Annotated in this window: 13 protein-coding genes; 4 read left to right on the top strand and 9 right to left on the bottom strand. The window is 62.4% G+C overall.

The genetic code is table 11. From position 1 onward, the window contains the following. Nucleotides 1-33 precede the first annotated feature (33 nt). Complete coding sequence (dusB, locus tag LZ538_RS10460; RefSeq protein WP_249831953.1) at nucleotides 34-1,032, bottom strand: tRNA dihydrouridine synthase DusB; 999 nt, start codon at nucleotides 1,030-1,032, stop codon at nucleotides 34-36. Nucleotides 1,033-1,082: 50 nt separating this feature from the next. On the opposite strand from dusB, the gene LZ538_RS10455 reads away from it, so the two are divergent. Beyond that, entirely contained in the window at nucleotides 1,083-2,225 is a 1,143-nt protein-coding gene (locus tag LZ538_RS10455; protein WP_249831952.1) for a bifunctional 2-C-methyl-D-erythritol 4-phosphate cytidylyltransferase/2-C-methyl-D-erythritol 2,4-cyclodiphosphate synthase, read from the top strand. Then, nucleotides 2,225-2,725: a CinA family protein gene (locus tag LZ538_RS10450; RefSeq protein ID WP_249831951.1), complete on the top strand. Its 501-nt coding sequence runs from the start codon at nucleotides 2,225-2,227 to the stop codon at nucleotides 2,723-2,725. The genes LZ538_RS10455 and LZ538_RS10450 overlap by 1 nt, the downstream gene beginning before the upstream one ends. Here the strand turns inward: LZ538_RS10450 and LZ538_RS10445 are convergent. Together LZ538_RS10445 and lipA are read right to left on the bottom strand one after the other, a co-directional pair. Continuing rightward, the gene (locus tag LZ538_RS10445) at nucleotides 2,686-3,147 is read right to left on the bottom strand and encodes a type II toxin-antitoxin system RatA family toxin (protein ID WP_249831950.1); all 462 of its coding nucleotides are present in this window, start codon (nucleotides 3,145-3,147) and stop codon (nucleotides 2,686-2,688) included. The genes LZ538_RS10450 and LZ538_RS10445 overlap by 40 nt on opposite strands. Then, nucleotides 3,147-4,067, bottom strand: a complete 921-nt coding sequence (gene lipA, locus LZ538_RS10440) for a lipoyl synthase (RefSeq protein WP_249832212.1) — start codon at nucleotides 4,065-4,067, stop codon at nucleotides 3,147-3,149. Before lipA ends, LZ538_RS10445 begins: the two co-directional genes overlap by 1 nt. A gap of 65 nt (nucleotides 4,068-4,132) precedes the next feature. Here lipA and LZ538_RS10435 point away from each other — a divergent pair, with 65 nt between their 5' ends. Beyond that, on the top strand, nucleotides 4,133-4,768 hold the full coding sequence (locus tag LZ538_RS10435) for a carbonic anhydrase (protein ID WP_249831949.1): 636 nt from the start codon (nucleotides 4,133-4,135) through the stop codon (nucleotides 4,766-4,768). Nucleotides 4,769-4,789: 21 nt separating this feature from the next. On the opposite strand, the gene LZ538_RS10430 is transcribed toward LZ538_RS10435, so the two are convergent. Continuing rightward, nucleotides 4,790-5,170 (bottom strand): hypothetical protein, encoded by a 381-nt coding sequence (locus LZ538_RS10430; protein WP_249831948.1) that lies wholly within the window; start codon nucleotides 5,168-5,170, stop codon nucleotides 4,790-4,792. 167 nt (nucleotides 5,171-5,337) lie between these two features. Here LZ538_RS10430 and LZ538_RS10425 point away from each other — a divergent pair, with 167 nt between their 5' ends. Next, on the top strand, nucleotides 5,338-6,066 hold the full coding sequence (locus tag LZ538_RS10425) for an NYN domain-containing protein (RefSeq protein ID WP_249831947.1): 729 nt from the start codon (nucleotides 5,338-5,340) through the stop codon (nucleotides 6,064-6,066). A 3-nt stretch (nucleotides 6,067-6,069) separates the two neighbouring features. Here the strand turns inward: LZ538_RS10425 and LZ538_RS10420 are convergent, their stop codons facing one another. The 5 genes from LZ538_RS10420 to LZ538_RS10400 all read right to left on the bottom strand — a co-directional run bounded on the left by LZ538_RS10420 (nucleotide 6,070) and on the right by LZ538_RS10400 (nucleotide 11,739). Next, complete coding sequence (locus tag LZ538_RS10420; protein WP_249831946.1) at nucleotides 6,070-6,360, bottom strand: DUF1905 domain-containing protein; 291 nt, start codon at nucleotides 6,358-6,360, stop codon at nucleotides 6,070-6,072. 3 nt (nucleotides 6,361-6,363) lie between these two features. Continuing rightward, complete coding sequence (gene ettA, locus LZ538_RS10415) at nucleotides 6,364-8,043, bottom strand: energy-dependent translational throttle protein EttA (protein WP_249831945.1); 1,680 nt, start codon at nucleotides 8,041-8,043, stop codon at nucleotides 6,364-6,366. 65 nt (nucleotides 8,044-8,108) lie between these two features. Continuing rightward, a complete protein-coding gene (locus LZ538_RS10410) occupies nucleotides 8,109-9,725 on the bottom strand; it encodes a long-chain fatty acid--CoA ligase (protein WP_249831944.1) in 1,617 nt (538 codons plus the stop codon). A 54-nt stretch (nucleotides 9,726-9,779) separates the two neighbouring features. Further along, nucleotides 9,780-10,103: a YbaB/EbfC family nucleoid-associated protein gene (locus LZ538_RS10405; protein ID WP_249831943.1), complete on the bottom strand. Its 324-nt coding sequence runs from the start codon at nucleotides 10,101-10,103 to the stop codon at nucleotides 9,780-9,782. Nucleotide 10,104: 1 nt separating this feature from the next. Next, on the bottom strand, nucleotides 10,105-11,739 hold the full coding sequence (locus LZ538_RS10400) for a DNA polymerase III subunit gamma/tau (RefSeq protein ID WP_249831942.1): 1,635 nt from the start codon (nucleotides 11,737-11,739) through the stop codon (nucleotides 10,105-10,107). Between the last annotated feature and the right edge of the window lies 1 nt (nucleotide 11,740).

Here is an 11,740-nt window from a genome sequence, read left to right as displayed (position 1 = left end):
GCACCAACAACACACTTGTGTTGCGGTATCCGCTCAGGCCGCGGAGCGAGTCAGCCAGGGCGCGTAAAAGTCCCGAAGCATGCGCTTGACCACGGACGGATCGTCCTGCTGGTTCACATTGTTGCGCAGCTCGGCCGAGCCCGGAAGCCCCTTGGTGTACCAGCCGACATGCTTACGCGCGAGGTTCACCCCGGTATGCGTGCCGTAGAGCTCGAGCATCGCCTCATATTGCTCCAGCATGGCGTCGAGCTGCTCGTCGAGGCTGGGGTCGGGCCTCGCTCCTCCATCTCCCAAATCCGCCATTACCTGACCCAGCAGCCAGGGCCGTCCGTAGGCGCCCCGCCCGATCATGACCCCATCGGCGCCGGACAGGCGTAGTGCCTCTTTCGCGTCGTCGGTGGAGCAAATGTCGCCGTTGACGATCACTGGAACGGATACGGCTTCCTTCACCCCTCGCACAAAGGCCCAGTCCGCCTCGCCCTTGTACATCTGGCAACGGGTACGGCCATGGACGGTGATCATCCTGATCCCAAGGTCTTGGGCGATGCGCGCCAGCTCAGGTGCGTTGAGGCTGTCGTGGTTCCAGCCCATCCGCATCTTCAATGTGACGGGGACGCTGACCGCTTTTACCGTTGCATCAATGATTTGCGATGCGAGCTTGAGGTCACGCATCAGAGCAGAGCCGGCCTCTCCGTTGACGACCTTTTTCACCGGGCAGCCCATGTTGATGTCGATGATCGCCGCGCCGCGCTGCTCGTTCAGCCTGGCTGCTTCCGCCATCACATGCGGCTCGCATCCGGCAAGCTGCATCGACACGGGCTCTTCCGCCGGATCCCACATCGCCTTCTGAAGCGACTGCCGCGTCTCGCGGACCATTGCCTGGCTGGCAATCATTTCGCTGACTGTCAGCCCGGCACCATAGCGCTTGACAATGCGCCGGAACGGCAGGTCGGTGACGGCCGTCATCGGCGCCAGAATCACCGGCGACGCGACCTCAACGGGGCCGATCCTGATTGGCTTCAGCATCTGCATGAGAAGGCGCGCCTTTACAGGAGGCACAGTGTAGGGGCAAGGCGCGCGCGATGAGCGTCACGGCCCTGATCGTCGCGGCAGGAAGCGGCCAGCGCATGGGCGGCGATGTCCCGAAACAATATCGGCGGATCGCGGGCAAACCGATCCTCCGCTGGGCAGCAGAAGCCCTGCTCTCTCATCCCGCGGTTAGGCGCCTCCGCGTCATAGTCGGCGACGGTCAGGATGAGCTTGCAGGCGCCGCCCTTAGCGGTCTGAACGTCGGCGATCTGATTACCGGCGGACAAGAACGCTCTGATTCCGTTAGGGCGGGCTTGCGAACCGTCGACGACGAAGCAGTGCTGATCCACGATGCCGCCCGCCCCTTTTGTCCGCCAGCTGTGATCGATCGGCTATTGCCGGCCCTCGAATTCTACGAAGGCGCCGCCCCGGTGATGCCAGTCGGAGATACGCTCGCTAGAAGCGGGGACCTGCTTGGAGAACCGCTCGATCGAACCGGGATAGTGCGGGTGCAGACTCCCCAACTCTTCCGGTTAGAGTCTTTGCGTAGGGCCTACGACCTTTGGGAGGGACCTTCGCCAACGGACGAGACGACCGTCTTGCGGGCGGCGGGAATGTCGGTCGCGTCGGTACCTGGCGACCCTGCCCTCGAAAAATTGACGACGGCTGCTGACTTCGAACGCGCGCAGGCCTGGCTCGCCGGGACGCTTGTCTCGCGAACCGGCAGCGGCTTCGATGTCCATGCATTTGGGGGTGCCGGCCCGGTCACCCTCGGGGGCATTGCCATCCCCCATTCGCGCGGGCTTGCGGGGCACAGCGATGCGGACGTGGTCCTGCACGCGATAACCGATGCCTTGCTCGGCGCTGGCGGCCTCGGCGACATCGGCGATCACTTCCCGCCATCCGATCCACAGTGGAAGGGCGCGGACTCCGAACTTTTCCTCTCTCACGCTGCTTCGCTTTTGCGTTCTAAGGGAGCAATCATCGATCATGTCGATTGTACGGTCATTGCGGAGGAACCAAAAGTGAAGCCACATCGGTCCGCAATGCGCGATCGGATCGCCTCCATCCTGGAGATTGCGGTGGAGCAGGTGAGCGTGAAGGCGACGACCACGGAAGGTCTGGGCTTCACCGGCCGCCGCGAAGGAATTGCCTGCAGCGCGTTGGCCAGCATCCGAATGGGCTCTCCGCGTTGATGGATTCCCTCCTTCCCGAAGAACTGGTGAGCAAGGCTCGCGAAGTGGTCGATGCAAACCGGGCCGCAGGGCGCCGCGTTGCCGTCGCGGAAAGCTGCACCGGTGGCCTGGTCAGCGCCGCGATTACCGAAATCCCCGGATCGTCGGACGTCTTCGAAGCGGGCTACGTCACCTATTCCAACGCCGCGAAAGTCCACGAGCTCAAGGTCAGCGAGGAAGTGGTGGAGACTTTCGGGGCGGTCAGTGTCGCGACTGCCTGGGCTATGGCCCGTGGCGCCCTGGCGGCCTCCGAAGCCGATGTGGCTGTGGCGATTACGGGAATCGCGGGCCCAGGGGGCGGCTCACCCGGCAAGCCCGTGGGCACGGTCGTTTTCGCGCGCGCCGAACGCGATGCCGATCCGGCCAAGATCGTGGCCGACCAGAAGCTGTTCGAGGGTCAGAACCGCGCCGGGGTTCGGCTTCAGGCAGCGCTCTGCGCGCTCGAGCTGCTGATGCCGTAAAGCGCTGCTGCGCGCTGTTCGAAAGCGTTGGTCATTCGGCGCAGGGCCCGATCGAACATCGAGCCTGCCAGGGCTTCGAAGATGCGAGACTTGAACGCGAAGTCCACCGAGAAGCCGACATCCGTCCCGCCGTCGGCAGCGCGATCGAACTTCCACTCGTTGTGGAGATACTTGAGCGGCCCTTCGACGTAATCGACGCAGATGCGCGTCGGTCGCTCCTTCACGACGCGGCTCGTGAACCGCTCCTTGAACGCATTGAAGCCGACCACGAGATCCGCAATCGTCTCGGCTTCGCTCGAGGATCGAATGCGCACGGCAACGACCCAAGGCAAGAACTGGTCATAGGAAGCAACGTCGGCGACCAGCTCGAACAGCTGTTCCGGACTGAACGGAAGGTGCTTCGTCTCACTGTGGCGCGGCATTAGCCGTTCGAACGCTCCAGCTGCGCCACGCGGGCCGCCTGCATCTTCTTGAAATCGTCGCCGGCATGGTAACTCGACCGCGTCAGCGGCGATGCGGCGACGAGGAGGAAGCCCTTTGCTCGTGCGATGGCCGCATAGGCGTCAAACGCTTTCGGCGTGACAAACTCCTCGACCTTCGCATGTCGGGGCGTCGGCTGCAGATACTGGCCCATCGTCAGGAAATCGATCCCGGCCGAGCGCATGTCGTCCATGACCTGATGCACTTCGAGGCGCTGTTCGCCGAGGCCGACCATTACGCCAGACTTGGTGAAGATATGAGGAGCCTTCCGCTTCACGCTCTCGAGCAGGCGCAGCGACGCGTAGTAGCGCGCGCCGGGGCGGATCGTCGGATACAGGCGCGGCACTGTCTCGAGATTGTGGTTGTAGACGTCGGGACCGGCCTCGATGATCGCTTCGACCGCCGCTTCGCTCTTGTTGCGGAAATCGGGAGTCAGGATCTCGATCGTGGTGCCCGGCGTGTTGCGGCGCAGCGCCTGAATGACCTTCACGAATTGCGACGCCCCGCCGTCGGGCAGATCGTCGCGGTCGACTGATGTGACGACGATATGCTCCAGTCCCAGTTCCGCGGCGGCGACGGCGACATGCTCGGGCTCCAGTGGATCGACGGCTCGGGGCATGCCCGTTTTCACGTTGCAGAATGCGCAGGCACGCGTGCAGGTATCCCCCAGGATCATCACCGTGGCGTGCTTCTTCGTCCAGCACTCGCCGATGTTCGGGCAGGCAGCTTCTTCGCAAACCGTCGCCAGGTTGAGGTCCCGCATGAGGCGGCGTGTCTTGTGATAGCCCTCGCTGACGGGCGCCTTGACCCGGATCCAGTCGGGCTTGCGCTGTTTGGGCGGGACGGCGGCCGGGGCGTTCATGGCGGCCAGATAGCGATTGGCAGGCCGGCTTGCCACCCCTCGCCTCCAGCGGCTAGCGCGGGAGCATGCCGTACCTTTCCAGATTGATCGAAGGCTATCGCCGTTTTCGCGAGCAAGATTGGGCGCGGGAGCGTGAGCGCTGGTCGGAATTGTCCGAGGGGCAAAGCCCGCAGGTCATGATCCTGTCCTGCGCCGACAGCCGCGTCGACCCGGCACAGATTTTCGACGCTCGTCCCGGCGAAATGTTCGTGGTGCGCAACATCGCCGCTTTGGCCCCACCGTACGAAACGACCCGAGGCTTCCACGGCGTCTCGGCAGCGCTGGAGTTTGCGGTGACCCAGCTGCAGGTCGGGGAAATTCTGGTCATGGGGCATGGCCTCTGCGGCGGCTGCGCGGCCGCTTTGACGGGCCAGTTTGACGATACCGAGCCAGGCGAAGGGCATTTCATCGCCGACTGGGTTCGCATGCTGGCGCCAGCGCGCGATCATGTGCGCGCGCACCATCAGGACCTCGATCGTGAGGCATTCCTGGAGATGGAACGGGAGGCGGTGAAGGTCAGCCTGGCTAACCTGCGATCATTTCCATGGATCGCGGAACGAGAGCGGGATGGCCGGCTCATGCTGCATGGCGCCCACTTCTCGATCGCGGAAGGGCGCCTTTACATGCTCGACGAGGCGGAAGGTGACTTCCGCCCCGTCTAGCAGTTCAAAGCTTGGAACGTTCTAGCAGCGAACGTCGTAGCTGTAGTGCGGCTGACCGTACTGGTCGACGTAGTAACAATAACCGCGCGTATCCCGATAATATTGTCGGCCGTTTATCGAGGCGCCTAGAACGCCGCCCAGAACCGCGCCGGCAAGAGCGCCGACGCCCGGCTTGATACCCGGGAGAACCGCGCCGGCAACCGCGCCGGTGGCAGCACCGACCGCAGCGCCGGTCACGGCACCGCGAGCCTGCGGATTGCCGCCATAGGGCTGCTGATAATAGCCCTGGTTGTAACCATTTCCGTAATATGGATCGTTGTAGCCGTAGCCGTACGGGCTCGTAGCGCAACCAGTTACGGCAACGCTAGCGGCCAGGACTGCGGCAAGACCAATCTTCCTCATGTCTCGTCCCTTCCTACTCGGCCCCCGTGCCTGACTAAAGTGCACGGGAAGCGTATTCGTTCCGGCATCGGGCATGAACGGTTCAGGAACGAAACGAAGTTCACGGCCAATTGTGGCCATTGCGCGCTACTGCGATAGAAAGCCTGAAAAGAGCAGGATTCGAGCAAATGCGCGAAGTGAACGGCGAGACTGAGAAAAACATCGCGCTTGTGATCGATGCCGACAACGCAAGCCCCGATCATCTCGACGAAGTGCTTCTGGTTCTTGGAGAATTGGGCACGATCAATATCCGCCGCGCCTACGGCAACTGGGCCAAGGCGAGCCTCAAGGGCTGGGGGCAACTGACCGGGCTGCACTCGATTATTCCGATGCAGCAGTTCGACGTCGTGAAGGGAAAGAGCGCGACTGACATGCGGATGACCATCGATGCGATGGACCTATTGTACCGCGGCAACGTCGACGGTTTCGGGATCATGTCCTCGGACAGCGACTTCCTGCCACTGGCGCAGCGCATCCGAGAAGACGGCCTCCCCGTCTACGGGTTCGGGACGGCGAAGACGCCCCTCTCCTTCCAGCAAGCCTGCACCCGCTTTTTCGACGTCGGCGCACTCGCGCTTGATGACGAGGAGCAGCTGGAGCAGCCCGCGACCGGCAAGGGCCAGCGCCCGGTGGACCCGGAGCTGCTGCAGGTTCTCGGCGCTGCCTACAAAGCGTCCAAGCGCGACGATGAGGGCTATACCTCCCTGTCGGAGCTCGGACAGCGTGCAAAAGCCGTATCGAGCTTCGCAGCTCGCAACTACGGTTTCACCCGCCTCTCGGACCTCATCAAGGCCGTGCCCAACTTCGAAGTGAAGGGCGGCGACGACGGCCTCCTGCTCGTTAAGCGGCTACGTTAGCCTTCAAAGCAGGCGCAGGTTCACCGTGACCTGGTCTCCCGTCGACAGGTCCGCCTTGCGTCTAATTTCCGCTTTGACTGGAAGCAGATAGCCGCCGTTGTTCAGAGGAAATACCGATGTCCTCCAAGTGACGCCCTCTATTGTGGCTTCGACCTTGACGGATCCGAAGCCGCGAGGATTTTCAAACGCATGCGCTTTGATCTCGGCCGACTGCTCGTCGGGCACCGTGATGAAGTACCAGCGCCCGGCCGCCTCCCCTTTCCAGATCCATAGCAGCGAGGTGACCGTGATCACGGGTTAGCGAGTGAGCTTGCGGTAGCTCATCCGGTGCGGTCGGGTGGCCTCCTCGCCCAGGCGGCGGACCTTGTCCTCCTCATAAGCCTCGAAGTTGCCCTCGAACCACTCGACGCGGCTGTCGCCCTCGAAGGCGAGGATGTGGGTCGCCAGGCGGTCGAGGAAGAAGCGGTCGTGGCTGATGATGACGGCGCATCCGGCGAAATTCTCGATCGCTTCCTCAAGGGCCCCAAGCGTCTCGACGTCCAGGTCGTTGGTCGGCTCGTCGAGAAGCAGGACATTGCCGCCTCGCTTCAGCATCTTCGCGATGTTGACGCGGTTGCGCTCGCCGCCGGACAGCTTGCCGACGTTCTTCTGCTGGTCCTGGCCCTTGAAGTTGAAGGCGCCGACATAGGCGCGCGTCGACTGGTCGTGGCCGTTGACCTTCATGTAATCCAGGCCGTCCGAAATCTCCTCCCAGACGTTCTTGGAATTATCGAGGTGGTCGCGGCTCTGGTCGACATAGCCGAGATGGACGGTCGGACCGATGTCGATGGATCCGGAGTCCGGCGTTTCCTGGCCGGTGATGATCTTGAATAAGGTCGACTTACCCGCGCCGTTCGCGCCGATGATGCCGACGATTCCGCCGGGGGGCAGGCTAAAGGAGAGATCCTCGAACAAAAGCTTGTCGCCATAAGCCTTGGTCAGATTCTTGACCTCTATCACCTTGCCGCCAAGGCGCTCGGGCACCTGGATCAGGATCTCCGCCTTGCCCGGGACGTGCTTTTCCTGCGCCGCAACCAGCTGGTCGAACTTGGCGATGCGGGCCTTCGACTTCGTCTGGCGGCCCTTTGGACCCTGCCTGATCCAATCAAGCTCGTCGCGGATCGCCTTCTGGCGGCCGGACTCCTCGCGCTCCTCCTGCTCCAGGCGCTTCGCCTTCTTCTCGAGGTAGGTCGAGTAATTGCCTTCGTAGGGGAAGTATTTCCCGCGATCGAGCTCGAGGATCCAGCTGACCACATTATCGAGGAAATAACGGTCGTGGGTGATCATCAGCACCGCCCCCGGATATTCCTTGAGGTGGTTCTCAAGCCATTGCACGCTTTCAGCGTCGAGGTGGTTTGTCGGCTCGTCGAGCAGCAGGATCGACGGCTTCTGGAGAAGCAGGCGCGTCAGCGCGATACGGCGCTTCTCACCGCCGGAGAGATTTTCAACTGACCAGTCGGACGGAGGGCAGCGGAGCGCCTCCATCGCGACTTCCAGCTGATTGTCGAGGGTCCACCCATCGACCGCGTCGATCTTCGCCTGAAGCTCGCCCATCTCTTCCATGAGCGCATCGAAATCAGTGTCGTCCTTGGGATCGCCCATTTCCGCGGAGATCGCATTGAAGCGATCGACCATATCGGCGACGTCCCGGGCGCCATCCTTGACGTTCTCGAGCACGGTCTTGCTCGGATCGAGCTGCGGCTCTTGTGGCAGGTAGCCGACAGTGACGTTCTCGCCCGGCCAGGCCTCGCCCTGGAAGTCCTTGTCCAGCCCAGCCATGATTTTCATCAAGGTCGACTTGCCGGCGCCATTCGGTCCTACAATGCCGATCTTGGCGCCGTGATAGAATTGCAGGTTGATGTGATTGAGAACCGGCTTTTGCGCGCCGGGAAAGGACTTGGTCATGTCCTTCATGACAAATGCATATTGGGCGGCCATGGGGTCGCGGATTTCCTTCGAGTGACGGGAGTTGGCCGCCAGTTAGGCGAGCGCGGTCGGTTTTTCTAGTCGCGGCCGACCATCGCCTCCGCGTCGGAGAACCGATAGTCGCGATATTTGTCGCGAAGGTCCTTCTTGCTGAGCTTCCCGGTTGCGGTGTGCGGCAACTCGTCGACGAACTCGATGGCGTCGGGCAGCCACCATTTGGCGACCCTGCTCGACAGATATTCGCGGATGTCGGCGTCGCGGACCTCGCTGCCATTGTCGCGCACGACGAGGAGGAGCGGACGTTCATCCCATTTCGGGTGTGGGATGCCGATGGCTGCTGCCTCGAGCACGCCTGGGCAGCCGACGGCCTGATTTTCCAGTTCGATGGAGCTGATCCATTCTCCGCCTGATTTGATCACATCCTTGGCGCGGTCGGTCAGTCGAAGCGTATTGTCCGGATGGATGACGGCAATATCGCCCGTGTCGAACCAACTGTCCGCATCGACGCAATCCTCGTCCTTCTTGAAGTAGCGTCGGACTACGGACGCGCCCCGCGTCTGCAGGTGACCCGAGCTCTGCCCGTCACGCGGCAGGACCTTGCCATTGTCATCAACGATCCGAAGCTCGACCCCGAACAGCGACCGTCCTGGGCGCGACACATAGTCGAGCTGCTCCTGGTCGTTCATCGAATCCCAATTGGCGGGAGGTGCACCCACTGTGCCGATCGGCGTCATCTCGGTCATGCCCCACAGATGCCGGACGCGGATTCCACGCTCGCGGAACCAGCGGATCGTTGCCGGCGGCGCGGAAGATCCTCCGACGATGATCGTGTGCAGCTTACCGAGCTTGGCGCCCGTATCCTCGGCATGATCGATGATCATCAGCCAGACCGTCGGCACGCCGGCCGAATGGGTGACCCCCTCCGCGTTGAACAGCTCACAGATGCGTTCGGCGCGGGTTTCGCCGCAGACCACCAGTTTCAGGCCGGTGATCGCCGCCGCATATGGCAGGCACCAGCTGTTCGCGTGGAACATTGGGACGACCGGGAGCAGCACTGAGCAAGCCGAAAGATCGAATACGTCCGGCGCGATGATCGACATGGCATGAAGCACCGTCGAGCGATGCTCATAGAGGACACCTTTGGGGTTCCCCGTGGTTCCGCTGGTGTAACAGAGGCCGCACGGTTCGCGCTCATCGCCTTCGTACCAGCGATAATTGCCATCCTCCGCTGCGACCCACTCATCGAACTCGTCATCAAAACGTATCCAGCGCAAGACCGACGGCAGCTGCGGCTTGAGCCTCTCCACCATCGCCTCGAACGTGCCGTCATAAAGGATCACCCGGTCTTCGGCATGACCGATGATATAGGTGAGCTGATCGTCGAAGAGGCGAGGATTTAGAGTGTGCAGTACGCCTCCCATGCCCACGACGCCGAACCACGCGGCCAGATGCCGGTCATGGTTCATCGCCAGGGTCGCGACTCGCTCACCCGGCTTCACGCCGAGCCGTTCGAGCGCCTGCGCCATTCGGCGCGCGACCTCGGCAAGCTGGATCCAGTTGGTTCGGATCGTTGTTCCGTCGGGCCGGGCCGCGACAATCTCGCGGTCGCCATGCTCGCGCTCGGCATGATCCATCAATCGCATGATGCGGAGCGGAAAGTCCTGCATCGCGCCTAATGTTGAGCCACCTGACATCGGCGCCTCCCTTGAGAAGCGCATATGCCGCAAAACGGCCGTGGGAAAAATGGTCTAGAAGGGCAGCTTGAACCCGGGCGGGAGCGGAAGGCTGCTTTGCATCTTCTGCATCTCCGCGGCCGCTGCCGCATCGGCCTTGCTTCGCGCGTCGTTGATTGCCGCTGCGATCAGGTCTTCGGCCATGCTCTTCTCGGAAGGCGACAACAGGCTTTCGTCGATGTCGACGCCCAGGATCCTTCCCTTGGCCGTCGCGCGGATCTTCACGAGCCCGCCGCCGCTGACGCCTTCGACCTCGACTTTGTCGAGATTATCCTGGGCCTTCTGCAGCTCGTTTTGCGCTTCCTGCGCCATTTTCAGGATTTCGTCGAAGTCTGGCATGTCAGGCGCCCTTGTTTGAGAAAGTTTCGAGCTCGGCTTCCGGGAACGCGTCCATTACAGCGCGGACATTCGGATCGGCCATTACATCCGCGCGAACGCGCTCCTCGGCCATTTTCTCCTGATCCAGCAGTGACGCCTCACCCGCTTCGTCCGATAGTGAGACTTGCCAGCTTGTCCCAGTGATCGCTTTAAGCGCGACTGTGAGGTCGCGTGGCCAGTCGCCGCCGAGTGGCCGCATCGGCTTCAGGACCAGCTCTGGAGGCGCGAAACGAACAAGCCCGATCTGATCGTGCAGTTGCTGCGCGAGCAAATGCCTTCCGCTCTGCTCAACCTGCTTGACCAGCGAGGAAAAATCCGGCGGCAGCGAAGCGGAAGGCGCGCCTCCTTGGCGAGCAGCCGTCGACACCGGCCCGGCAGCCGCCGAGCCCTCCCCGGTGAGCTTGGCCATCAAGGACGCGGGGTCGGGAAGATCGGCCGCATGGATCAACCGCAGCAGCGCCATTTCCGCCGCTTCGCGCGGATCTGGAGCTATCTCGACGTCCTGCAGACCCTTGAGAAGCATTTGCCAGAGGCGGTGAATCGTCCCCCACGAAAGCGCGTCAGCCATTTGCCCGGCGCTTTCGCGCTCTTCGACCGATTGGAGCGGATCGGCGGACGCGCCCGCCTTGGCCCGTGTGGCCGAGTGCAACGCCTCCATCAGTCCCCGCAGCAACTGCGTGGGATCGATTCCAAGTTCGTGAGTCTCGTCGAGCTCGGCCAGCGACGCTTCCGCGTCGCCGGACAGCACGAGACCAAGCAAGCGCCGGATGCGTCCGCGGTCAGCGAGTCCGAGCATATCCCTGACCTGGTCGGCACTTACGGCACCCGCGCCATGGGCGATTGCCTGGTCGAGAATGGACAAGCCGTCTCGTGCAGACCCTTCGGCGGCCTTCGCGATCATTCCTAGCGCTTCGCTCTCGACCTCGACGCCTTCTGCCTTGGACACTTCCGCGAAATGGGCCGCCAGCTTCTCGGAAGGGATTCGTCGCAGATCGAAGCGCTGGCAACGCGAAAGCACCGTCACCGGAACCTTGTTCACCTCGGTCGTCGCAAAGAGGAATTTCACATGTTCAGGCGGTTCCTCAAGGGTCTTGAGCAACGCATTGAAAGCATTCTTGGAAAGCATGTGAACTTCGTCGATGATGTAGATCTTGTAGCGCGCGCTGACCGAAGCGTACCGGACTGCGTCGATGATCTCTCGGATATCGTCCACACTCGTGTGTGATGCGGCGTCCATTTCGATCACATCAATATGTCGCCCCTCGGCAATGGCACGGCACTGTTCGCAGACGTTGCAGGGGGTGATCGTCGGCCCGCCCTGCCCATCCGGCCCGATGCAGTTGAGAGCCTTGGCGATGAGCCGTGCCGTTGAAGTCTTCCCGACGCCCCTGACACCGGTGAGAAGGAAGGCATGGGCAATGCGGCCACGCTTGATGGCGTTCGCCAGCGTCTGGACCATCGCATCCTGCCCGATCAGCTCGGAGAATGTCTGCGGCCGATATTTGCGGGCGAGCACGCGGTAGGCGGAGTTTTCCGCCGCCGGTTTGGGTTCTTCAGGAAGGTCGAGCCCCAGGCCCGGCGATTCGGCGTCGTCCATC

Origin of the sequence: Sphingomonas hankyongi (genome assembly GCF_023516575.1) — a bacterium.
GTDB classification, from domain to species: domain Bacteria; phylum Pseudomonadota; class Alphaproteobacteria; order Sphingomonadales; family Sphingomonadaceae; genus Sphingomicrobium; species Sphingomicrobium hankyongi.
The sequence above is the reverse complement of the archived record's forward strand: the minus strand, read 5'-3'. Positions and strand labels throughout refer to the sequence as shown.